General features: G+C 59.0%; 24 protein-coding genes. 13 read left to right on the top strand and 11 right to left on the bottom strand.

Translation table 11 applies throughout. From position 1 onward, the window contains the following. Nucleotides 1-137: 137 nt before the first annotated feature. The 3 genes from TU74_RS07420 to TU74_RS07410 form a co-directional block, all read right to left on the bottom strand. On the bottom strand, nt 138-1,970 hold the full coding sequence (locus tag TU74_RS07420) for an ABC transporter ATP-binding protein (RefSeq protein WP_048375792.1): 1,833 nt from the start codon (nt 1,968-1,970) through the stop codon (nt 138-140). Nucleotides 1,971-2,139: 169 nt separating this feature from the next. After that, nucleotides 2,140-2,709 carry a peptidylprolyl isomerase gene (locus TU74_RS07415; protein ID WP_048375790.1) on the bottom strand — a complete coding sequence of 190 codons (570 nt, stop codon included), beginning with the start codon at nt 2,707-2,709 and terminating at the stop codon, nt 2,140-2,142. A gap of 112 nt (nt 2,710-2,821) precedes the next feature. Next, nucleotides 2,822-3,745, bottom strand: a complete 924-nt coding sequence (locus TU74_RS07410) for a PA3225 family LysR-type transcriptional regulator (RefSeq protein ID WP_047294686.1) — start codon at nt 3,743-3,745, stop codon at nt 2,822-2,824. Nucleotides 3,746-3,951: 206 nt separating this feature from the next. On the opposite strand from TU74_RS07410, the gene TU74_RS07405 reads away from it, so the two are divergent. The 3 genes from TU74_RS07405 to TU74_RS07395 all read left to right on the top strand — a co-directional run bounded on the left by TU74_RS07405 (nt 3,952) and on the right by TU74_RS07395 (nt 6,238). Next, nucleotides 3,952-4,551 (top strand): FMN-dependent NADH-azoreductase, encoded by a 600-nt coding sequence (locus TU74_RS07405; protein ID WP_048375788.1) that lies wholly within the window; start codon nt 3,952-3,954, stop codon nt 4,549-4,551. A gap of 215 nt (nt 4,552-4,766) precedes the next feature. Continuing rightward, nucleotides 4,767-5,627, top strand: coding sequence for a carboxylate/amino acid/amine transporter (locus TU74_RS07400; RefSeq protein ID WP_048375786.1), 861 nt, complete (start codon nt 4,767-4,769; stop codon nt 5,625-5,627). Between the two features lie 38 nt (nt 5,628-5,665). Further along, nucleotides 5,666-6,238, top strand: coding sequence for an RBBP9/YdeN family alpha/beta hydrolase (locus TU74_RS07395; protein WP_048375784.1), 573 nt, complete (start codon nt 5,666-5,668; stop codon nt 6,236-6,238). 57 nt (nt 6,239-6,295) lie between these two features. Here the strand turns inward: TU74_RS07395 and TU74_RS07390 are convergent, their stop codons facing one another. Then, complete coding sequence (locus TU74_RS07390; RefSeq protein WP_047276055.1) at nt 6,296-7,594, bottom strand: mechanosensitive ion channel family protein; 1,299 nt, start codon at nt 7,592-7,594, stop codon at nt 6,296-6,298. A 192-nt stretch (nt 7,595-7,786) separates the two neighbouring features. Between TU74_RS07390 and TU74_RS07385 the strand changes: the two genes are divergently transcribed. Further along, on the top strand, nt 7,787-9,133 hold the full coding sequence (locus TU74_RS07385; RefSeq protein ID WP_047276053.1) for a DEAD/DEAH box helicase: 1,347 nt from the start codon (nt 7,787-7,789) through the stop codon (nt 9,131-9,133). 140 nt (nt 9,134-9,273) lie between these two features. Beyond that, nucleotides 9,274-9,666 carry a hypothetical protein gene (locus TU74_RS07380; RefSeq protein ID WP_048375782.1) on the top strand — a complete coding sequence of 131 codons (393 nt, stop codon included), beginning with the start codon at nt 9,274-9,276 and terminating at the stop codon, nt 9,664-9,666. 23 nt (nt 9,667-9,689) lie between these two features. Here the strand turns inward: TU74_RS07380 and TU74_RS07375 are convergent, their stop codons facing one another. Together TU74_RS07375 and TU74_RS07370 are read right to left on the bottom strand one after the other, a co-directional pair. Further along, nucleotides 9,690-10,412 (bottom strand): TorF family putative porin, encoded by a 723-nt coding sequence (locus TU74_RS07375; protein ID WP_047294595.1) that lies wholly within the window; start codon nt 10,410-10,412, stop codon nt 9,690-9,692. A gap of 179 nt (nt 10,413-10,591) precedes the next feature. Continuing rightward, nucleotides 10,592-10,771 (bottom strand): hypothetical protein, encoded by a 180-nt coding sequence (locus TU74_RS07370; RefSeq protein ID WP_019410559.1) that lies wholly within the window; start codon nt 10,769-10,771, stop codon nt 10,592-10,594. A 345-nt stretch (nt 10,772-11,116) separates the two neighbouring features. On the opposite strand from TU74_RS07370, the gene TU74_RS07365 reads away from it, so the two are divergent. From TU74_RS07365 to TU74_RS07345, 5 genes are all read left to right on the top strand, one after another. Further along, the gene (locus tag TU74_RS07365) at nt 11,117-11,953 is read left to right on the top strand and encodes a CvfB family protein (RefSeq protein ID WP_047276046.1); all 837 of its coding nucleotides are present in this window, start codon (nt 11,117-11,119) and stop codon (nt 11,951-11,953) included. A 25-nt stretch (nt 11,954-11,978) separates the two neighbouring features. Beyond that, entirely contained in the window at nt 11,979-12,383 is a 405-nt protein-coding gene (locus TU74_RS07360) for a DUF2177 family protein (protein ID WP_047276044.1), read from the top strand. Nucleotides 12,384-12,430: 47 nt separating this feature from the next. Beyond that, nucleotides 12,431-13,360, top strand: a complete 930-nt coding sequence (locus TU74_RS07355; RefSeq protein ID WP_048375780.1) for a DMT family transporter — start codon at nt 12,431-12,433, stop codon at nt 13,358-13,360. A 206-nt stretch (nt 13,361-13,566) separates the two neighbouring features. After that, on the top strand, nt 13,567-13,692 hold the full coding sequence (locus TU74_RS24880; protein ID WP_256542973.1) for a PA1414 family protein: 126 nt from the start codon (nt 13,567-13,569) through the stop codon (nt 13,690-13,692). A gap of 380 nt (nt 13,693-14,072) precedes the next feature. Continuing rightward, on the top strand, nt 14,073-14,675 hold the full coding sequence (locus TU74_RS07345) for a tRNA-uridine aminocarboxypropyltransferase (RefSeq protein ID WP_048375777.1): 603 nt from the start codon (nt 14,073-14,075) through the stop codon (nt 14,673-14,675). 27 nt (nt 14,676-14,702) lie between these two features. Here TU74_RS07345 and TU74_RS07340 read toward each other — a convergent pair whose 3' ends face one another. Beyond that, entirely contained in the window at nt 14,703-15,101 is a 399-nt protein-coding gene (locus tag TU74_RS07340) for a YbaN family protein (RefSeq protein WP_164488085.1), read from the bottom strand. A 7-nt stretch (nt 15,102-15,108) separates the two neighbouring features. Then, the gene (locus TU74_RS07335; RefSeq protein ID WP_048375776.1) at nt 15,109-15,696 is read right to left on the bottom strand and encodes a UPF0149 family protein; all 588 of its coding nucleotides are present in this window, start codon (nt 15,694-15,696) and stop codon (nt 15,109-15,111) included. 272 nt (nt 15,697-15,968) lie between these two features. Between TU74_RS07335 and recQ the strand changes: the two genes are divergently transcribed. Beyond that, a complete protein-coding gene (gene recQ, locus TU74_RS07330; protein ID WP_047294587.1) occupies nt 15,969-18,098 on the top strand; it encodes a DNA helicase RecQ in 2,130 nt (709 codons plus the stop codon). Nucleotides 18,099-18,215: 117 nt separating this feature from the next. After that, the gene (locus TU74_RS07325) at nt 18,216-18,650 is read left to right on the top strand and encodes a MarR family transcriptional regulator (protein ID WP_047294585.1); all 435 of its coding nucleotides are present in this window, start codon (nt 18,216-18,218) and stop codon (nt 18,648-18,650) included. 58 nt (nt 18,651-18,708) lie between these two features. Here TU74_RS07325 and TU74_RS07320 read toward each other — a convergent pair whose 3' ends face one another. Further along, nucleotides 18,709-20,892, bottom strand: coding sequence for a patatin-like phospholipase family protein (locus TU74_RS07320; protein WP_047276031.1), 2,184 nt, complete (start codon nt 20,890-20,892; stop codon nt 18,709-18,711). Between the two features lie 71 nt (nt 20,893-20,963). Here TU74_RS07320 and TU74_RS07315 point away from each other — a divergent pair, with 71 nt between their 5' ends. Next, the gene (locus TU74_RS07315; RefSeq protein WP_047294583.1) at nt 20,964-21,251 is read left to right on the top strand and encodes an Rdx family protein; all 288 of its coding nucleotides are present in this window, start codon (nt 20,964-20,966) and stop codon (nt 21,249-21,251) included. On the opposite strand, the gene TU74_RS07310 is transcribed toward TU74_RS07315, so the two are convergent. Both TU74_RS07310 and TU74_RS07305 read right to left on the bottom strand, forming a co-directional pair. After that, entirely contained in the window at nt 21,245-22,135 is an 891-nt protein-coding gene (locus tag TU74_RS07310; protein ID WP_048375774.1) for a DMT family transporter, read from the bottom strand. The two genes, TU74_RS07315 and TU74_RS07310, sit on opposite strands and share 7 nt — an antisense overlap. 77 nt (nt 22,136-22,212) lie before the next feature. After that, nucleotides 22,213-22,965: a helix-turn-helix transcriptional regulator gene (locus TU74_RS07305; RefSeq protein WP_048375772.1), complete on the bottom strand. Its 753-nt coding sequence runs from the start codon at nt 22,963-22,965 to the stop codon at nt 22,213-22,215. Between the last annotated feature and the right edge of the window lie 11 nt (nt 22,966-22,976).

Genomic DNA, 22,976 nt, shown 5'->3' with positions numbered 1-22,976 from the left:
CGACAGAATTCCTCCGAATCCTTTTTTCATTACAGCAGGCGGCAGCGGATTTTCCATTGCCCAAAAAAAGCCAGAGCCCTTTAAAACCGGGCGCTGGCGATGTGTTTCAGGGGGGTTACAGGAGCGGTTGGTTTGGATCAGTCGATGCCGACAAATCCCCCCGTTTGATGTTGCCAAAGCCGTGCGTACAAACCGCCGTGGGCGAGCAACTCGGCATGGGTGCCGCTTTCTGCGATGCGGCCTTTGTCCAGCACCACCAAACGGTCCATGCGGGCGATGGTGGACAGCCGGTGGGCAATGGCAATCACGGTTTTGCCTTGCATCAGGGTTTCAAGGCTTTCCTGAATGGCCGCTTCAACCTCGGAGTCCAGCGCTGAGGTGGCTTCGTCCATGATCAGGATGGGCGCGTTTTTCAGCAGCACCCGCGCAATGGCTATCCGCTGGCGCTGGCCGCCTGACAATTTGACCCCGCGTTCGCCCACATGGGCGTCAAAGCCGGTACGGCCCTGGGCGTCGGACAGCAGCGGGATGAACTCGTCGGCTCGCGCTTTGTGCACGGCGGCCCACAACGCGTCGTCGGTGGCATCCGGTTTGCCATACAGCAAGTTGTCGCGAATGGAGCGGTGCAGCAACGAAGTGTCCTGAGTAATCATGCCGATTTGTTCACGCAGGCTTTCCTGCGTCACTTCGGCAATGTTCTGATCGTCGATCAGGATGCGTCCGCCTTGCAGGTCATACAAGCGCAGCAACAGGTTGACCAGCGTTGATTTGCCCGCGCCTGAAGGCCCGATCAGGCCGATTTTTTCGCCGGGTTTGATGGTCAGGTTCAGGTCGCTGATGATCCCGCTGCGTTTGCCATAGTGGAAATCCACATGCTCAAAGCGCACTTCGCCGCGCGTGACGGTGAGGCGGGGGGCATTTTCGCGGTCGGTGACCGCTAGCGGCTGGGCAATGGTTTGCAGGCCGTCCTGAACCATGCCGATGTTCTCGAAGATGCCGTTGACCACCCACATGATCCAGCCGGACATGTTGACGATGCGAATCACCAGCCCCGTGGCCAAGGCTATGGCGCCGACGCTGATCAGCGACTGGCTCCACAACCACAAGGCCAGACCGCTGGTACTGACAATCAGCAGGCCGTTCATGGCGGTAATGGTGACGTCCATGCTGGTCACGACACGGCTGGCCAGTTGAGTTTTTTCGGTTTGTTCGACGATGGCTTCGCGCGCGTACTCTTGCTCGTAATTGGTGTGGGCAAACAATTTGAGGGTGGTGATGTTGGTGTAACCATCGACGATGCGGCCCATCAGTTTGGAGCGTGCGTCGGAGGACACCACCGAACGCTCCTTGACCCTGGGTACGAAGTAATAGAGCGCGCCGATATACAGCCCGATCCAGGTCAGCAGTGGAATCATTAGGCGCCAGTCCGCCTCGGCAAACAGCACCAGCGAGCTGATGGCGTAGATCAGTACGTGCCAGAGCGCGTCGACGGCTTGCACCAATGAGTCGCGCAACGAGTTGCCGGTTTGCATGATGCGTTGGGCGATGCGCCCGGCGAAATCGTTCTGGAAGAAGTTCAGGCTCTGCCTGAGCACGTAGTTGTGGTTCTGCCAGCGGATCATGCTGGTCATGCCGGGGCTCAGGGTTTGATGCACCAGCAAGTCGTGCAGGCCGAAAAAAACCGGACGAATGATCAGCGCAACCACGGCCATCCAAATCAGCTCGGTGCTGTGGACCCTGAAAAAATCAGTGTTGGGCGTGCCTTGGGCCAGGTCTATCAAGGTACTCAGGTAGCTGAACAGGGAAACTTCAATCAGCGCCGCCACCAGCCCGATCACCAGCAAGGCGGCAAAAATCGGCCAGACCTGACGCAGGTAATACAGATAAAACGCCCAGACCGTCGAGGGAGGCGCCGGGGTGGGCGGTTCGCGGAAGATATCGATCAGTTTTTCGAAACGGCGATAAAGCATGGGCACTGACGCCCGCAGCGCGGGCTCTCCTTTCGTGGTGTGACCGCTGACCCGATGAACACGCAAGGACTCAAGCGTGCGAGCTGTTCCGGCAGGTGTAACAGCTCGCAGGGTTGGCAGCAGCTACGTTCAGGGGGAGCGGTCTACGCTTCCTGCAAGGCTCAATCGGTCAATCAATGCGCTTGGCAGATTTGATAACGACCGGGTCGATGGGCACGTTTTGCATGCCTTGTTTGGTGGTGGTTTGCGAGTTGACGATTTGGTCCACAACGTCCATGCCATTGACCACCTTCGCGAACACGGCGTAACCGGCATCGCGGCCCGGGTCGAGGAACGCGTTATCGGCCACGTTGATAAAGAACTGGCTGGTGGCGGAATTCGGGTTGGAGGTGCGTGCCATCGACAGCGTGCCGCGCACGTTGTGCAGGCCGTTGCTGGCTTCATTCTTGATCGGGTCGCGTGTCGGCTTTTGCACCATCTGGGGCGTAAAACCGCCGCCTTGCACCATAAAGCCGGGAATCACGCGGTGGAAAATGGTGTTGGTGTAAAAGCCGCTGTCGACGTATTCCAGAAAATTCTTGCTGCTGATCGGGGCCTTGACCGGGTCCAGCTCAATTTCGATTTTGCCGAAGCTGGTATCCAACAGCACATGGGGCGCCTTGGCCGATGCAGGCGTCGCTGCCATCAGGTTGGCGGCAAACAGCAGGGCGCCAGCGGCGAGGGCAATTTTTTTAAGCATGGGTGTGTGATCCTGAAAAAGTGGGGTGACGGTTGAAGGTCACGCAGACAGCAAAGCAGATGTCGCGAGTGTTGGACAGGATATGCCCGAATCCGGTTCCTGCCCACCGCTGTCATGCTTGCATGGGCGCTGCAAAGGCGGCGTCCAGTGGGGCCGTGTCGAAGGTGCGTAACAACTCGACAAGAATTTGCGTAGCAGGCCCCAGCGGTTTGTCTTTGTTGGAGTACAGGTAAAACACCGGGTGACGGTTACCGCCTTGATGAAGGGGCAAGGGTTTAAGCACGCCTTCGTTGATTTCCCGCTCAATCATGTGCCGTGGCAGCCAGGCAAACCCCAGTCCGCTGCCGACAAACGCCGCCGCGGTGGCCAGGCTGCCGACGGTCCAGCGCTGTTCAGCCCCCAGCCAGCCCATGTCGCGGGGTTGCTGGCGTCCCGAGTCGCGGATCACCACTTGCAGTTGGCTTTCCAGGTCCTGGAATTGCAACTCGCGCTGCAAGCGATGCAGCGGATGGTCGGGATGGGCCACGGCCACAAACTCCACCGCGCTCAGTTCGGTGCCCAGGTAACCCGGAATGTTGAAGCTGCTGATGGCCAGATCGGCCACGCCTTCGAGCAACACTTCTTCAACCCCGGACAAGACCTCTTCGCGCAACCGCACCCGGCAGCCGCGGCTCTGCGGCATGAAGGCGGCCAAAGCACGGACCAAGCGTGCGTTGGGGTAGGCGGCATCCACGACCAGGCGTACCTCTGCTTCCCAGCCTTGCTCCATGTGGTGGGCGAGGTCTTCGAGCTGGCTGGCTTGTTTGACCAGTTGCCGGGAGCGGCGCAACAACACGCCGCCCGCCTCCGTGAGCACGGCTTTGCGCCCGTCGATGCGCAGCAGTGGCACGCCGAGCTGGTCCTGCATGCGGGCCACGGTGTAACTGACTGACGATTGCGAGCGGTGCAGCACTTCGGCGGCCTGTGCAAAGCCGCCATGGTCGACCACCGCTTGCAAGGTGCGCCATTGGTCAAGGGTCACGCGGGGCGCTTTCACGATGAGTACCTCTGAGAATGAATAGATGACTGCGCTGGTAGCCACGTTGGGCCAAGGCACGTGCGCCTGATGTTCGCACCGGCACAACGATTAATAAACAACTTTATAGATAGGTTGTAGCAGGTATTTGCGCTTTTTCATCGAAGCTGTGGCCTTTAACCTTCACTCCATCGCCTTACAGCATTTAGAGATGGAGCCTACCTATCATGTCCCGTGTTCTGATCATCGAAAGCAGTGCCCGCCAGCAGGATTCTTTTTCCCGTCAACTGACCCGGCAGTTCATCAGCCAATGGCAAGCGGCGCATCCAGCTGACCTGATCACGGTCCGCGATGTGGCGCGTAACCCGGTTCCGCACCTGGATGCCAACCTGTTGGGTGGCTGGATGAAGCCGGAAGAGCAACGCAGCGAGGCGGAACAGGCATCGTTGCAGCGCTCCAACGAACTGACCGATGAATTGCTGGCCGCCGACGTGCTGGTCATGGCCGCACCGATGTACAACTTCGCCATCCCCAGCACCCTCAAAGCCTGGCTGGATCACGTGTTGCGGGCCGGTGTGACGTTCAAATACACCGACACCGGGCCGCAAGGGCTGCTGACCGGCAAAAAAGCATACGTGCTGACGGCACGGGGCGGCCTATACGCGGGTAGCACCACGGACCACCAAGAACCCTATCTGCGTCAGGTGATGGCGTTTATCGGGATCCACGATGTGACCTTTATCCACGCAGAGGGTATGAATTTGGGTGGTGACTTCCAGGAAAAAGGATTGAACCAAGCCAGATCCCGGATTTCAGAGATTGCATGACGCCTTAATCGGCAGGTAATCGCCAGCGGGCTTAATCGCTTCATTGCTCCTTCAAGCATGCGGTTCGCGCATCGAACCTCCCTTTGCACTTTGCTTCTGAGTGCTCCAGCCCGATCAGCTTTTTAGCTGTATCGGGTTTTTTTTGCCCGGGATTTCGCTGCCGGTGGAAAACCGCTAAGGTCGCCCTCATTCCGTTGGGCGGCAGGCGAAAAGTAATGGGCTATTTATTGATTGTTACGCTGATACAGGCGTTTTCCTTCAGCCTGATTGGCGAGTATCTGGCAGGGCATGTCGACAGTTACTTTGCAGTGCTGGTACGCGTGGTGTTGGCGGGGCTGGTGTTTATCCCCTTAACCCGGTGGCGCGCGGTTGAGCCGGGCTTTATGCGCGGCATGCTGTTGATCGGCGCGCTGCAGTTCGGCATTACCTATGTCTGCCTGTATTTGAGTTTTCGCGTCCTGACCGTGCCGGAAGTGTTGCTGTTTACCATCTTGACGCCGTTGCACGTGACGCTGATTGAAGACGCGCTCAATCGTCGCTTCAACCCGTGGGCGCTGGTGGCGGCACTGGTGGCCGTGAGCGGTGCGGCGGTCATTCGTTTTGACAGCATCAGCCCGGACTTTTTAAAAGGCTTCCTGCTGCTGCAACTGGCCAACTTTACCTACGCCGCCGGGCAGGTGATGTACAAACATTTGGTGGCGCGTTACCCCAGCGATCTGCCGCACTACCGGCGTTTCGGATATTTCTACCTGGGCGCACTGGCCGTGGTGTTGCCAGCTTTCCTGCTGTTCGGCAAGGCCCACTTTCTGCCCGACGCGCCGTTGCAGTGGGGTGTGCTGCTGTTTCTGGGCTTGGTATCCACCGCGCTGGGCATGTACTGGTGGAACAAGGGCGCTTGCCTGGTCAGCGGGGGCACGCTGGCAGTGATGAACAACCTGCATGTGCCGGTGGGCTTGTTGCTCAACCTGTTGATCTGGAATCAGCACGAGCCGCTGGGGCGGCTGTTTTTGGGTGGATTAGTGATACTCGTCGCCGTGTGGATCAGTCGCCTCGACCGCAGGCCAGTGAGCAGCTAAGGTCACGGTGACTATCCAGCATCCAGAGGAGAGCAGGGATGACCGTCAGAGTGTTGATATTGCCCGGGCTACTTGATTCAGGCCCCGATCATTGGCAATCCCATTGGGAACAGCGTTTCAGCGGCTTGAAGCGCGTTAAACAGACCGACTGGCAGACGCCATCCTTTGACGACTGGGTGCAGCGGTTGCATAAAAAGGTCACCGCCAGCCCGCGCCCGGTGGCGCTGGTGGCCCACAGCCTGGCCTGTACCCTGATTGCCCGATGGGCACACGAACACCCGGAGGCGGCCAAGCAGGTGAGAGGCGCGTTGCTGGTGGCGCCCAGCGATACCGAAGCGGACAGTTACCTGTCAGGCAGCCGGGGGTTTACCCCCATGCCCCTGAACAAGCTGCCGTTTGAGTCCATCACCGTCGCCAGCACGGACGATCCTTTTGTCGCGCTTGAACGGGCACAGGCCTTTAGCGAGGCGTGGGGCAGCAAAAGGTTGGAGACATTGGACAATGCGGGGCATATCAATGCCGACAGTGGCCTGGGGTATTGGCCACAAGGGGTGGGGCTATTGTTTGAATTGACGGGCGATCCGCAATTCAAAACGGCTGCAGGGCACTGACAGTCCCCGCCGTGCAGGAGCGCCCGCTGGCAGCTCCTGCACGCCGGCACAGGGCGATCAGTCGTCGGCGTTGGCCGCTTCAGCCACCACCAGGGGCGTTTTGAGCTTGTTCAGCAGCCCGTTGCGCAAGTCATTGCCGCTCGGTTGCTGATACACGCTGAGGCCGAACTCCGGCATCACCGACAGCAAATAGTCAAAAATATCGCCCTGGATTTGCTCGTATTCGTCCCACACCGTGGTGCGTGTGAAGCAATACACTTCCAGCGGCACGCCCTGAGCGGTGGTCTGCATCTGGCGCACCATGCAGGTCATGTTCGGCTGAATCTCGGCATGGCTTTTCAGGTAAGCCAGCGCGTAGGCGCGGAACGTACCGATGTTGGTCATGCGTCGACGGTTGGCTGACAGCTCGGCGACGTTGCCCTGGGCCTCGTTCCAGCTCTTGAGTTCGGCTTTTTTACGCGTCAGGTAGTCGCGCAACAAACGCACTTGCTCCAGCCGCTGCTCTTGTTCATCGGTGAGAAAGCCGATTTCGGCTGCATCGATAAACAGGCTGCGCTTGATCCGGCGCCCACCGGACTGCTGCATGCCGCGCCAGTTTTTAAACGACTCGGACATCAGGCGCCAGGTCGGAATCGAGACGATGGTTTTGTCGAAATTCTGCACCTTGACCGTGTGCAGGGTGATGTCGATGACATCGCCGTCGGCACCCACTTGCGGCATTTCGATCCAGTCGCCCACGCGCAGCAGGTCGTTACTGGTCAACTGCACACTGGCCACGAATGACAGCAGGGTGTCTTTGTAGACCAGCAAAATGACCGCAGACATCGCCCCCAGGCCCGAGAGCAGCAGCATCGGCGAGCGGTCGATCAGGGTGGCGACGATGATGATTGCCGAAAACACATACAGCAGCATTTTGGTCAGCTGCACATAGCCCTTGATCGGGCGGGTCTTGGCGTAGTTGGTGCGCGAGTAAATATCGAGCATCGCGTCCAGCAGCGCGCTAATGACCCGCGTCAGGACGAAAATGGTAATGGCCAGCGCCAGGTTGCCGAGAAAGTGGCGACCGTTGTCGCTCATGTCCGGCACCAGATTGCGCCCGAACTGCACCATCAGTGATGGCGTCAGTTGTGCCAGTCGGTGGAACACCTTGTGTTCGCGCAAGTCGTTGATCCAGTGCAGCGCCGGTTGGCGAGCGAGGATCTTGGTCACGCGCAAAATGAGGATGCGTGCAATGTGGCCGGCGATCAGCGCGATGCTCACCAGTACGATCAGGCCGAGCAGTGCCGACAGCCAGGGATGATCGTCAAGGTTGGCCCAAAGGGTCTGGAACTGAACCCAGAGTTGTTGAATATCCATAAGCGAAAACGTTACCCCAAAAGTAAATGGCTCATGGATTAGAGCATTTACCGGCGCTTTATGGGCTGACGTGGGACTAAAGACCCTAAAAAAGCAGTTGTTTCACACCGTTGGTGCAAAGAAACTCGGCCTGAGCGCTCGAAACCGTTACTCTATGCCGCTGATTTTTTGCATTTCTTCGAGGTAGCACCCGTGTTTTCCGATTTCGCCCTGCACGAACGCCTGCTTAAAGCTGTGGCCGAGCTTAAATTTGTCGAGCCTACGCCTGTGCAAGCAGCGGCCATTCCGCTCGCGCTCGAAGGGCGTGACCTGCGGGTAACAGCTCAGACCGGGAGTGGCAAGACCGCCGCTTTCGTCCTGCCGATCCTGAACCGCCTGATCGGCCCGGCCAAAATCCGCGTCAGCATCAAAGCCCTGATCCTGCTGCCGACCCGCGAGCTGGCACAGCAAACGCTGAAAGAAGTGGAGCGTTTTTCGCAGTTCACGTTCATCAAATCCGGCCTGATCACCGGGGGTGAAGACTTCAAGGTTCAGGCGGCCATGTTGCGCAAGGTGCCGGATATCCTGATCGGTACGCCGGGTCGTCTGCTGGAGCAACTGAACGCGGGCAATCTGGACCTCAAGGAAGTTGAAGTGCTGGTGCTCGACGAAGCCGACCGCATGCTCGACATGGGGTTCTCCGAAGACGTCCAGCGTCTGGTGGACGAATGCCCTAACCGCCAGCAGACCATGCTGTTCTCGGCCACCACCGGTGGTTCGGGCCTGCGTGACATGATTGGCAAGGTGCTGACCAACCCCGAGCACTTGCAGCTCAACCAGGTCAGCCAGTTGAACGCCACCACGCGTCAGCAGATCATCACCGCCGACCACAACCAGCATAAAGAGCAGATCGTTAACTGGTTGCTGGCGAACGAGACGTATCAGAAGGCCATTGTTTTCACCAATACCCGTGCCATGGCCGACCGTATCTACGGCCGTCTGGTGGCGCAGGAGTACAAGGCGTTTGTCTTGCACGGTGAGAAAGACCAGAAAGACCGCAAGCTGGCCATTGACCGTCTGAAGCAGGGCGGCGTGAAGATCCTGGTGGCGACCGATGTAGCAGCCCGTGGTCTGGACGTTGAAGGCCTGGACCTGGTGATCAACTTCGACATGCCGCGCAGTGGCGACGAATACGTGCACCGTATCGGCCGTACCGGCCGTGCAGGTAATGATGGCCTGGCGATCTCGCTGATCTGCCACGGTGACTGGAACCTGATGTCCAGCATCGAACGCTACCTGAAGCAAACCTTTGAGCGTCGCACCATCAAGGAAGTCAAAGGCACGTACGGCGGACCGAAAAAGGTTAAGGCCTCGGGCAAAGCGGTCGGCGTGAAAAAGAAAAAGACAGACGCCAAAGGCGACAAGAAGAAATCAGGCGCCAAGGCGCCTACCAAGCGCAAGATCGCCAATCGCCCGAAGACCGACGCCCTGTCGCTGGTCAGCAAGGACGGTATGGCGCCGCTCAAGCGTCGCAAGCCAGAAGCGCCGGCAGCGGAATAACCCCCCCCCGCAAGCGCTGTCAAAAACCCGGCCCAGGCCGGGTTTTTTTGCGTCTGTAAAACTGCGTCTGAACGTCTGTGGGGTTTGTCAGTCACTACTCATGAAGGATCTTTTATCCAACCGTACGGAGAGTGAAGCTGATGACCACTTATAACTGGACACTGATTGAGCGTCTTCTGCATGAAGTGCAAAACGGTGCTGGCGAGCCGTTCGCGCCGCGTAAGTATGCAGAGGATTACGCTGTTCAAATGGCTGATGAAGGCCAGAAGCTAGGCAGTCTCGATGATTTGAAGAAATTGGCCTCGGATTATGAAGCCTTGTTGTTGAAGCAGGGCTACATCGAGCCGCGTCCCGAAGACGAAGGCGGCACGGGTGAAAATTTTGTCCTGACGGAACGTGGATCGCGCCTGCTATGCATGATCGACAGCTCAAATCCGGGCAGCGAGCACCCGATACAGGTGTTGAATGAGCAAGTGGATCCCCTTGATCCCGAGACCTTCGATAGCATCGCCGCAAAGCCTCAAATTGCTTGAGTCACCTTGCGTTTAACGCGGGTTCAGTAAAACGCGCGCTCGGCCTTGAGGGTGACCAGTCCGTCACATTGCGCGTTTTGCCCCGAATAGGCCGAGCATTGCGTGCCGTCCAGGTTAGAGTCGCTGTAGATCAGGTTGAGGTCGATGCCCATAAAGGGACGTGAGAACTTGATGGACCAGTCATTGAAGGCGCGCACGCTCCCGCCTTCGGCAATCGATACCGGGGTGCCGAGCTGGTGGGTGGTGTATTTCATACTCACGCCAATGCCGAAGGGCTGATTGACGCCCAGGTCGGCAAACAGGGTGGTGTCCTGTCGATCCGGGTCATTGCTGAAGGCCGCGCCGAAACGGGTGCCCAGAATGGTCAGCCCGGCATAGAACTGCTGGCTGTCGAGGGGGCTGAGTGAGGGGTAGCTGTAGTGAATCATCCCCAGTTCATAGCTCAGTGTCTGATCGAGCGGGTGCTTGTAGCCCATGTAAGTGTCGACTTCGAGGTTGGTGCCGGGCTTGATGCCCATGGTCGGCGCCCATTGGCCGACGTACCAGCCGCTGTCGTGGGTCAGGTCCAGGCCGCCGTGGAAGGTGGAGCCGGCACTGGTGGGTTTGACCAGGCCCTGAGCCATGCTGCGGCTGGGTTGAGTGGCCAGTTTGAGGTCGAAATCTCCCAGCTCGCGGGAGAAAACGTGTGCATCAACTAACGTACTGGTCAACAGGGTGCTGGCCAGCATGAATGCCCGGGTGAGCATGGTTCCCTCCTGTATGGGCTCAGAGGCTTGATCTAGAGGCCTTAGAGGATACGGATACAGGCCGGCCACAGGGTGCCGTTGGTCGATTTTTCGAAGATGGGGCGAAGCAGGAGAGGAGAGCTCGGTAGTCCTAGCGCTTTGTGGGCAAAGCGCAAGAGGACCAGGTCATGCGAGGGGTATTACTTTTTGCCGAGCGTGATCTGCTTGGACGGGCCGAACGTTTGACCGCTGACGCCTTTATCAATTTGCTGAATTTCGCCACCGGACTTCAGGAAGGCGGCAATTTGTGCATTGATAGAATCACTGGTTTCAACAGCAGGAGCTGGCTTTGCTTTGCTGGCGGATGCTTTTACACGCATGGCGGCTATTGACCTGTAGAAAATAACTTGGCCAGCGATAATACCTGAAACGCTTGACAATTGCTTGTTAAATATCGGCGTAAAATAATTATCGGCGCCGCTGATAATTATCGCGAACGGCTTATTAACCCGCTAACTCGCTGTTTTAATTCATAACAGTCGGGCATTTTTTAGCCTTGGGTTGCCACCGTGGAGTGGCTGCGCACTGACGAGCGGCAGCCGGAAATGCCAGCACATGCCGCTAAATCAGGCGTGGCACAGATTTTTTCAGGCCTGGACGGTGCCGCTTCGGTGTGCCCGCCCAAACTCGGGTAGAATGCCGCCCACGTAATGAGGGTATTGGACATGGCTTTAATCGGTCGCTACAACAGTTTGCAAGTGGTTAAACACACTCACTTTGGTTTGTATCTCGATGGCGGGGCTGACGGGGAAATCCTGTTACCCAATCGTTATATTCCCAAAGATATTCCCAGTGAAGATGAAGATTGGCTCAACGTATTTGTTTATTTAGACAGCGATGACAAGTTAATTGCCACCACTGAAAAACCAAAAGTTCAGGTGGGTGAATTCGCCAGTCTTAAAGTGGTGGAAGTTAATAGCATCGGCGTTTTCCTGGATTGGGGCTTGCCCAAGGATTTGCTGCTGCCGTATTCGGAAGAAAAACGCCAGATGAAGGCGGGCGAATACGTGGTGGTGCATGTCTATCTGGACAAACACACGCGTCGTATTACGGCCACTGCGCGTCTGGATCGCTACCTGGATAAAACCCCTGCCAACTATCAAGTGGGTCAGGAAGTCGACTTGCTGGTGGCTGAAGCCACTGACATGGGTTTCAAGGCAGTGATCAACAACAAGCACTGGGGCTTGATTCACAAGAATGAAATCTTCAAGTTCATGCGCGCAGGCAAGCAAGAGAAAGGCTTCATCAAAGAGATTCGCGCCGATGGCAAGATCAGCCTCAGCTTGCAGCCCGTCGGTCAAGAAGCCGCCAGCAGCCTGAACTCCAAGATCCTCGGCAAGTTGCGTGAACATGATGGCGTGCTCCCGGTGAGCGACAAGAGTGCCCCCGAGTTGATCAGCAGCCTGTTTGGTGTGAGCAAGGGCAACTTCAAGAAAGCCATCGGCTCGTTGTACAAGGAAGGCAAGATTACGATCCACCCGGACCGTATCGAATTGATCTGATCCACCTGCCAAGAGGGCTGTCGAGATGAGGAAAAGTGTTTGGGCGTACAGCGGCGTATTACTGGCTTTTCTGATTCTCGACGGCCTTTGGTTGGGTGTGCTCATGAGCTCCACCTATAAAGAGCTGTTCGGCCCCCTGATGCTGGCATCTCCCAATTGGGGGCCGGCAGCCGTGTTTTACTTGTTGTATGTGGCGGGCGTGGTGTTTTTTGTCGTGCGCCCGGCGCTGGCCCAGGGCAGTGCGCGCAGGGCGGCGGTCACCGGCGCGTTTTTCGGGTTGATCGCCTACGGCACCTATGACATGACCAACTGGGCCACCCTCAATGGCTGGTCGGCGCAGTTGGCGTTGATGGACATGGCCTGGGGGACGCTGTTGACCTGCCTGGCCTCACTTTCAGGTTATTGGACTGCTCGCAAAATGGCCGCGTGATGCACGTGGTGGCCCGACGCGTTTGTTGATGGATCCAGGGTGTTGATATGAGTGTTTCGCGGCGGCCTACGGATTCGTTTGCCTTGCAAGTGATGCTAGGCCTTTGTTTGATCTGGGGCGTGCAGCAAGTGGTCATCAAAATGGCCGCTCCCGATATTGCGCCCGTGATGCAGGCGGCCGCCCGCTCGGGCATTGCGGCATTGCTGGTGGGTGTGCTGATCTGCTGCAAAGGCGGCTGGAGCCAGATGCCTTCCACGTGGCGCGCCGGTTTGCTGGCCGGCAGCTTGTTCGGTCTGGAGTTTTTCTTCATTGCCGAAGGTCTGCAATTGACCAGCGCTGCGCATATGTCGGTCTTCCTTTACACCGCCCCTATCTTTACTGCCCTGGGTGTCAACTGGCTGTTGCCCAGTGAGCGCTTGCGCCCGTTGCAGTGGCTGGGGATCTTCCTCGCGTTCCTCGGCATCGTGTTTGCTTTCGCGGGCGGCGTGTCGTTGGCCGACATGGACCGTAACATGCTGCTGGGCGATGCCTGCGGGATTTTGGCCGGCATGGCCTGGGGTGCGACGACGGTGGTGGTGCCGGGCTCGCGACTGTCTGAAGCGCCGGTCACCCTGACGCTGTTTTACCAATTGATGGTCGGCTTTGTCGGGTTGTTGGTGATCGCGGCAGCCAGTGGCCAGATCAGCCACGTCAGCCTCAGCACCGTGGCGGTGGCCAGTGTGCTATTTCAAGGGCTGGTGGTGTCGTTTTTCAGCTATTTGGTGTGGTTCTGGATGCTCAAACGTTATCTGGCGTCCAACCTGGCGGTGTTCTCGTTCATGACCCCACTGTTTGGCGTGACCTTTGGCGTGCTGGTGCTCGACGAACCGCTGAGTTTCAATTTTGTCGTGGGTGCCATTCTGGTGCTGTTCGGTATCACATTCGTCAGTGCCGAGCAGTGGTTGCGTCGGCGTCTTGGCACGCTGCTGGGCCATTGACCGATGGCATCGCCGGCCGCGGAGTCGGTGGCTGCAACATGGCGTAATGCCTTCAGTGCAACTTGCTGCCCCTGCATGAGTCAGAGTGGGGCGAGATTAGCCTAAAGTTCATTGACTTCGGGCAAGCATTGCGTAGGACTTAGGACTATTATCTGTACGAAGCGACCAAAGATTGAAGGTCGCCGTTGTCACCCCAAGGGGGATCTATGAAAGACAAACTGCAAAGCTGGCTCCATGACGTGGGCGTAGCGCTGGGCCTGATTGAGCCGCCGCTGCAACCTGTGCCGATTCCTGTCGACGAACCGCGTCGCCGCCCGCAACGCCGCCGCTAAGCTCACGCCTGCGCTCGACGCAGGGGTTGGCTGTCTTGAAAAAAACGGGAGCGACCTCCGTTGTCGCACCCGCTGCCGTTGGTATTGAGCCAAACATATTCATTACCTTGCGTCGGATACTGGGGGCAGGGCGCCCGTAGGCTGACCCGTACGGAACCCACCCCGATAACGACCAGCCCGTAGCCGATCGGCGTCTTGGCATGCAGGCCCTCCTTGTAAAAAACACCCGCGCTGTAATAAAACCCAGGCTCATGTGGCTGATGGTGCATGAACCGCTGGCCTGTTTCCTGTAAAAAGCGCCGAGTAACGGCGCCCGCGATTCACCCGATCCGCGATCTGCTGAATGCACAGCGCTATCCATCCTGAAGAGTTTTTGCCCCATGTCCCGAGCCCAATGCCCTCGTTGCTTGCGCCCCCAATCCCACTGTCTGTGCGAACTGATCCCACAGCTGGACAGTCGCACCCGGGTCTTGCTGTTGCAGCACCCGAGCGAAGTCAACCATGCCCTCAACACGGCACGCCTGGCCGCGCTGGGGCTGAAAAACGCCGAACTGCGGGTCGGTGAAACATTTGACGATCTGGACGTGCTGCTCAACCCGCCGGGTTATCAGGCGCGGCTGTTATTTCCGGGGGACGATGCGCAGTTGATCGAAACGCCATCGTCTTCAGAGGACAGTCAGCCGTGGTTACTGGTGGTGCCGGACGGCACGTGGCGCAAGGCGCGCAAGCTGCTGCACCTCAACCCGCTGTTGGCGCAACTGCCGCGGGTGACGCTGGCGCCAGGGGCTGTGTCGCGGTATCGCTTGCGCAAGGCGCCGGGGCCAGGGGCGCTGTCCACGCTGGAAGCCATTGTGCAAACCCTGGACATTCTTGAAGCCCCCGACGCTTTCACGCCCCTGCTGCGCCCGTTTGAAGCATTGATCGAGGGGCAGATTGCCGCCATGGGGCACGACACCTTCCAGCGTAACCATGGGCAGACTTAATCAGGTGCGGTCGATGGCGAGGGCGTGTCAGGGCTTTTCGAGGGTTTTTTGCCGCAGGATATAAAGGCTGACCAGCACGGCGCTGAGCAGCATGAAACCGCGCGCCCAAGGCAGCGGCACCAGGTAGCACGACACGCCAATGCTCAACCACATCAAACCGATGGCATAGACTTTGCCTTTGAGCGGGATGCCGTTGCCGTCCAGGTAATCGCGTATCCACGGCCCCAGTCGCGGGTGATCCACCAGCCACTGATAAAAGCGCGGGGAGCTGCGGGCGAAACAGGCGGCGGCCAATAGCAGAAACGGCGTGGTGGGTAAAACGGGGAGGAAAATACCGATAACCCCCAGCGCTACACTCAGCCAGCCGATGGCTAACAGTGTGTAGCGCAGCAACCGGGGCCGGTTGCCGGGTAAGGGGTTAGTCACTGATCTCTCAGTGATGGCGAGGCTTGAGAATCGCCGGTTTTTCGTCAGGGGCCTGGCACAACAGGTACAGGGCGGTCAGCGCTTCGGGGATCTGAACGATCATGTCGTCCATCAGGTTTGCGTCCTTGGCGATGTCTTCGAACTCCGGTTGCTCGTCGAACAGGCCCGAACCCACCATGATCGGCAGCAGCATTTCGCTGACTTCCTCTTCAGCGGTTTCAAACCAGGCTTCTTCACGCATGAAGACGCCTTCCATGAAGCCGATGCACCAGCCGCGCAGCTCGGAATCGTCCGGATCATCGCCCAGGTCAAGGTCGCAGGGCAGCTCGAACTCTTCGTCCGACGCCAGTTGGCGGGCGATGTGAGCCTTGAGCAGAACCAGTGTGGTTTCGATTTCTTCGCGCTGGGCATCGTCTTTGTACTGCGGCGACTCGGAGAAAACGGCGTCGATCCACTCGCGCTCCGGGACTTCCTCGGCGCAAATGGAGAGGGCGGTCAGAAAGCCGTGGGTGGCCACGTAGTCCAGCGCCTCGTCATGCAGATCGTCAGCGTCGAGGAAGACTTGCAGGCGGGTTAGTTGCTCAGCGAAGGACATTAGGACTACCTAGAAAATATACGATGCCGAATTCTAGGCTTTCTTGAGCCCGCAGGCCAGCCGCAGGGCGCATTTGCCATCACTTCCCGGTGATCGGTCATGCAATCACAAGGCCCTGCGCAGTAGAGCGCTCGGGTATACTGCCGCATTTTGTGATGCCCTGCGCTGGATGCAGTGCGTCCCGCGCTGTGTGCCCGGGCCCTTGAACAGGCCCGAGGCCGCGCCGGACGCCCCGCGTGCGCAGGGGTGTTTCAGCGATTTCTGGAGTTTCTATGCTCGAACAGGCTCAACGCGTACTCAAAGACATCTTCGGCTACGACAGTTTCCGTGGCCGTCAGGGTGACATCATTGAGCGCGTGGCCAGTGGCGGCGACGCGTTGGTGCTGATGCCCACCGGCGGCGGCAAATCCTTGTGCTTCCAGGTCCCGGCCTTGTTGCGTGATGGTTTGGCGGTGGTGGTGTCACCCTTGATCGCCCTGATGGACGATCAGGTTGCCACCCTTGAAGAACTCGGTGTGGCAGCCGCGTCACTGAACTCGACGCTGAGCGCCGAGCAGCAGCGTGACCTGGCCAACCGCATCAAGCGTGGCGAAGTGAAAATGCTCTACCTGGCGCCCGAACGCCTGGTGCAGCCGCGCATGATGGCGTTTTTGCAGAGCCTTGATATCGCGCTGTTCGCCATCGACGAAGCCCATTGCGTGTCCCAGTGGGGCCATGACTTCCGCCCGGAATACCTGCAATTGGGCCAGTTGGCCGAGATGTTTCCCCAGGTGCCGCGCATCGCCCTGACCGCCACCGCCGACAAGCGTACCCGTGAAGAAATCGTCACCCGCCTGCACCTGCAAAACGCCGAGCGGTTTCTGTCGAGTTTTGACCGCCCGAACATCTTTTACCGCATCGTGCCCAAAGAGCAGCCGCGCAAGCAGTTGCTGGCATTTCTCTCCGAGCGGCGCAGTGATGCGGGCATTGTGTATTGCCTGTCGCGCAAAAAAGTGGATGAAGTCGCTCAGTTTCTCTGTGATCAGGGCTTCCCGGCACTGCCTTATCACGCCGGATTGCCCAGCGAAACCCGTGCAGCGAACCAGAAGCGCTTCCTGAACGAGGAAGGGCTGATCATGGTGGCGACCATCGCGTTCGGCATGGGCATCGACAAATCCAACGTACGTTTTGTCGCGCACCTGGATTTGCCCAAGTCCCTTGAGGCGTATTACCAGGAAACCGGCCGCGCCGGTCGTGACGGTTTGCCGGCCGATGCATGGATGGCTTATGGCCTGCAAGACGTGGTGATGCTCAAGCAAATGCTGCAAAACTCCGAGGGCGACGAGCGCCACAAGCGTCTTGAACATCACAAGCTCGATGCCATGCTCGCCCTGTGTGAAGAAACCCGCTGCCGCCGTCAGACACTGCTGGCCTATTTTGATGAAGACATGCCCCAACCTTGCGGGCATTGCGACAACTGTGTCGATGGCGTGCAAACCTGGGACGCCACCGAACCGGCGCGGCAGGCGTTGTCGGCGATTTATCGCACGGGGCAGCGTTACGGCACCGGTCATTTGATCGACGTGTTGCTGGGTCGCGACAATGAAAAGGTTCGCAGTTTCGGCCATCAGCATTTGTCCGTATTCGGCGTCGGCAAAGATCGCTCTGAAGGCGAGTGGCGCACCTTGTTCCGACAGCTGGTGGCCCGTGGTCTGGCTGACATTGATATCGAGGGCTACGGCGGGTTGCGCCTGAGCGACAGCTGCCGGCCGTTGCTGCGCGGGGAAGTGACCCTTGAACTGCGCCGCGAACTCAAGCCGCAAACCACGGTGCGCAGCAGTTCTGCCAGCCCGGCCAGTCAGCTGGTGCGTGGCGAAGAGCGCGAACAATGGGAAGCACTGCGGGCCTTGCGCCGCAAGCTGGCCGAAGAACACGGCGTGCCGCCTTACGTCATCTTCCCCGACTCAACCTTGCTGGAAATGCTGCGCAGCCAGCCCACCTCGTTGTCCGACATGGCCAAGGTCAGCGGCATTGGTGCGCGCAAGCTGGAGCGTTACGGCGAGGCGTTCCTTGAGGTGCTGGGCGGTCAGGCCGAAGCGCCGAAAGTGGTGGCCGATATTCGCCACGAGCTGATTAGTCTGGCGCGCGCAGGCATGACGCCGATGCAGATCGCCGGTCAGTTGCAGTGTTCTGAAAAGAATGTTTACACAATGCTGGCCGAAGCCATTGGCCGTCAGGAACTCTCGCTTGAGCAGGCGCTGGACCTGCCAGAAGCGCTCATGGAAGAAGTCCAGGACGCGTTCCTCGACGGTGAAGGTGAGCTGCCGAGCGTGGCCAGCATCGCTGAGCAATTCAAAGGCCGCGTGCCGGAAGGTGTGCTGTATTGCGTGCGCGCTGCCTTGCAATCGGAGTTTGAAATTTAAATCAAATCGCGATAGGTAACGTTTCAGTGACTTCAGGGTCTTGCCTATTGACAAGCTCCATGCTTAGCTGGCTAACAATTAGTTTCACTCTATTTCAGTCTAATCATTGAGTTTTTTATGCCTTTAACCGATCAACACCGTTTCGGTATGCAACTGGCCCAAATGTCTCGCGGTTGGCGTGCCGAATTGGATCGGCGCCTCGCGGGTCTGGGGTTGTCGCAGGCGCGCTGGCTGGTGCTGTTGCACCTGGCCCGTTTTGAAGGAGCGCCCACTCAGCGTGAATTGGCGCAAAGCGTTGGCGTTGAAGGCCCAACACTGGCGCGTTTGCTTGACAGTCTTGAAGCCCAAGGCCTGGTGCAGCGCCATGCGGTGATGGAAGACCGGCGGGCGAAAAAAATCGTTTTGAGTGAAACCGCACGGCCTTTGATCGGCCAGATTGAGGCCATTGCTTCGGCCCTGCGCCAGGAGTTGTTCGTCGGCATTAGCGAAGAAGAACAACGCATCTGCATGCGGGTGCACAAGCGCATCCTCGACAACCTCGAAAAAAACTGAGCAGTTGCCTTCCCTGCAGGGGCCGGCACCGTCTGCGCCAGCCCCCGCAATACAGACCTTAGAACGTCTGCCCCAGATTCAAATACAGCGCCTTCTGATCATCATCGTTAAAGCCATAGCTGAAGTTGAGCGGGCCCAGCGGTGTGTCGAATCCGATAAAGACGCTGGCTGCATTGATGTAACCGCTGTCGAATTCATTGTCGTTGTTCCAGGCGCGCCCGCGCTCCAGCGAGGCACCCGCGTACAAGGGGAAATCAAACGGCAAGTACGAGCGCGGCGTCAGGCGGCGGTAGTAGACGGCGCGCATCAGGCTGATGTTTTGCCCCGAGAGGGCGTCCTGACGAAACCCTGACAGTTGCCGTGCGCCGCCCAGCAGGAAGCTGGAAGTCACCACTTCAGCCTTGTCCAGCGTGCGGCCGTAGCGGCCACCCAGAATCCAGGTGTTGGGCCCGGCGCTCAGCGCTTTGTCCAGATGGAATTCCCACTGGCGGTAACGATCGTCCGAGCCCAGCGCCGGGTCGAACTGACGCACGCTCAGGCCAATGTCTTCGCCTTCATGGGGGAAGTACACGTTATCCAGCGAGTCAAATGAGTACTTAATGTCATAGAAGCCTTCGTTGAAGCTGGTGCTCGGCAGATCGCGTTCGCCAATTCTCACGTCCGCTTTACCCCATGCTTCACCAACGCCCAGACGGATCTCACCGCTGTTGCCGATTTGACGTCCCAAATTCAGGCCAAAACCGTAGCGTTCCAGTCGGTATTCGGCGATCGGGTCGTTGTCCAGAATGGCTTCGACGTTCTGTGACTGTGCATGCAGGTAGGGGGCGACAAAGTACCGCGAGCCGGCGTCCAGCGGTTGGTAGAACTCGCTGTAGAGCTCTTGCTGATCGCCGATCTGCACCCGGGTCAGCCATTCGGCGCCCAAGGTGTTGATGCCGTTTACCCGGTAACTGGCGCCGATGTTGAAGGCGCTGTCGCCGCGCATGTCGTCTGACAGGTTAAGCCCCAACCGCAGGTAGTCGGTGCCGCTGCGTTTGCCGCGCGCGCTGATGACCAGGGTTCGCTCTTTGCCCTTGTGCACCACGCGGTACTGCACTTGTTCGAAGTAATCCAGCCCGTACAGCGTGCCCATGTCCCGTTGCAAACGGCCCAGATCCAGCGGCTCACCCACAGGTTGGCGGATATAGTAGCGAATCACCGAGTCGCCAATTTTCGAATCGTTTTCGATCTTGATGGCGGTGATGACCGGGGTGCGCTCTTCAGGGGCACGCGCCGCATTGAGCTGGGCATCGGAAGGTTGGCGCAAACCGCTCATGCGGTTGGCCAGAACCTGGGTGGCGCGGTAGCCGGCGTCGATGATTTCCTGCGAGCGGCCAAAGTCCGTCACGCCATAACTGGCCAGCGCGGGCTGGATCAGGATGTCGTTCGGGGTCAAGGAGGCCAGTTGCACTTCGGAGTTGCTGCGGGTCATCAGCGTGATGGATTGATTGAGGATGTCGAATACCGTGTTCAGTTGCTTGCGGCCGCGTAATGGCGTGCCGATGTCGACCACGATCACAAGGTCAACCCCCATTTCGCGGGCGACATCCACCGGGATGTTGTCGACCATGCCTCCGTCCACCAGCAGTTGCCCGTTGATCTCGACCGGGGCGAACACGGCCGGGATCGACATGCTGGCGCGGATCACTTGCGGAAGATGGCCTTTGCGAAATACCACTTTCTCGCCGTTGACGATGTCAGTGGCGACGGCGCGAAACGGGATCGGCAGCTTGTCGAAATCGCGCACATCACTGCTATGTGCCAGCAGGCTTTCAAGCAGCAATGACAGGTTTTGCCCCTGAATCACACCGAGCGGCAGGCCCAGGCTGCCATCGTCACGGAAACTCAGTTTTTGCTTGACCAGAAAGTCGCGGTCATCCTGTTTGCGCCGGAATGGCACGTCCTCGCGCGCCGGTGCGTCGGACAGGGCCTCTTGCCAGTCGATGCCCAGAGCGAGCTTTTCCAGCTCTTCAATCTTGTAACCCGAGGCATAGAGCCCGCCGATCACAGCGCCCATGCTGGTGCCGGCGATGGCATCAATGTGGATACCTTGCTCCTCCAGCGCCTTGAGCACACCGACGTGGGCCAGGCCGCGTGCGGCGCCGCCCGAGAGCACGAGCCCGATTTTCGGCTGCGTTTTTTCGGCGGCAAACAGCATCAGTGGGCACAGGCAAAGCAGTAAACAACAGAGCAGGCGGCGCATCGTGAATCTCTGGGCAAGCGACAAAGGCGGCTATTATAGCGGCGCCTTTCTTTCCACGAGCTTTCGAAATCATGTCAGTCAACAAGCCGCACATTGTCATCACCTATTGCACCCAATGCCAATGGCTGCTGCGCGCCGCGTGGCTGGCCCAGGAGCTGCTCAGCACCTTTGCAGACGATCTGGGGCGTGTGGCGCTGGAACCCGGCACGGGTGGGGTATTTCGCATCACCTGTGACGGCGTGCAGATCTGGGAGCGCAAAGCCGACGGGGGCTTCCCGGAGGCCAAGGTACTCAAGCAGCGGGTGCGGGACCAGATTGACCCGCAACGCGACCTGGGGCACAACGACCGGGTTCAGTGAGCGGCGTCGAGTTTTACCTTGGCCGGGGCAGGGCTGCTGGCCAGGCGGCTGGACACCACAATCGCGATGATGATCAGCGCACCGCCCAGCAACATGCGCAGGGTCGGGGTTTCGTGGAACAACAGCCACGCCAGCGTGATGCCATACACCGGCTCTAACGCGAACACCACTGCTGCCGTGCGGGCCTTGATCACCGCGAGGCTGGCCACGAACAGGCTGTGGGCAACGCCGGTGCACAGCACGCCGAGCAGCCCGATCCACAGCCAGTCGAGCGGGCGAACGGCGCTCAGTTGCGGCGCGGCAAACGGCAGCAGGCACAGGGCAACCACAGCGTTCTGCCACATGGCCGCCTGCACGGCGGGGACGCGCCCGGCATTGGCGCGGTTGTTGAGGGACAACAATGAAAACGTCAGGCCGGAGGCGATGGCCCACAGCAGGCCTTCTGTGGCCTGACTGGCCAGGTCAAAACTGGGGGTGACCAGAATCAGCCCGACGCTGACCAACATCACCAGCACCCCTTCGTTGAAGCGAATGCGCTCGCGAAAAATCAACCCTTCGAGCAACACGGTAAAGGCCGGAAAACTGGCAAAGCCCAGCGTGGCAATGGCAACCCCGGCCACTTTGACCGCGACGAAAAAACTCACCCAGTGTGCCGCCAGCAGCCCTCCGCTGATCAGCAGGCTGCGGGCGTCTTTGAGCGTCAGTGAATACCAGCGCGTACGTCTGGACAGGGCGGCAAAGCCGGCGAGGGCGATGACTGCAAAGCCGGCGCGTCCCAGCACAATCACAGCGGCCGAAGCCGCCGCGAGTTTGCCGAATACGCCGGTCAGGCCAAACATCAACGCGCCGATATGCAAGGCGCCCAGGGCAGTACGCGGAGTCATCACAGTCCTTGAGTGGTATGAGGCATGGCGTGCAGTCTAGAGCGTCGGGCGAGCCGTTGTCTGTCGCCAAACGGCGATCAATTGTCGTCAGGCTCGCGGCGCAATGCGCGGGGGGATGCGCCGAACTCGCGCAGCATGGCAGCCGCAAAGGCGCTTTGTGAACCGTAACCGACGCGGCTGGCCACGTCACCCACTGCCAGCGAGGTCTGGCGCAACAGGTGCAACGCGTGGCGCAGACGGCGCTGGCGTACATATTCCATGGGCGTTTGCCCGCATTCGCTGATAAAGCGACTGTGCAAGCGGGCGCACGACAAATCTGCCACCTGCGCCAGATCCGCCACTTGTAACGGGTAAGCCGCATGCTGGTCGATGTAGGCATCAAGCCTGGCAAAAGGCAGGTGTGCACGGGGGCTCTGCGCGGGCGTGTTCAAACTGGCGAGCAACAGGATCGCCCCTTGCCGGGCGATCAACGGGTCCGCGACCGGGCTGGCGGCGAGCCACTGCACCAATTGCTCCTGGCGCGGGTCGAGGGTGTGTTGGCCCGCGGTGCCCAGCAGCCGTCGGCTGGCCTCGGCGTGGCTGCCCAGCGTGTCTTTCAGCCATTGCTCATCAGGCACATCCAGCACCAGGCAGCGACTGCCGTGTGCGCTGTCGCACGCATGGTGAGCACCGGCAGGGATCACCATGACGTGCTGCTGGCGTAACAGGCTGGCGCGGCCCTCGATTTCAACATCGAGGGCGCCGGACACATTGATCATCACTTGCGCATGGTCATGGACGTGAGCAATCACCTCTTCACGGTAGTGGCGCAGCGAAAGAATGTGCCCCATGCAGACCTCTG

This window comes from Pseudomonas lundensis (assembly GCF_001042985.1).
GTDB classification, from domain to species: domain Bacteria; phylum Pseudomonadota; class Gammaproteobacteria; order Pseudomonadales; family Pseudomonadaceae; genus Aquipseudomonas; species Aquipseudomonas lundensis.
This window is presented reverse-complemented; position numbering and strand designations above follow the sequence as displayed.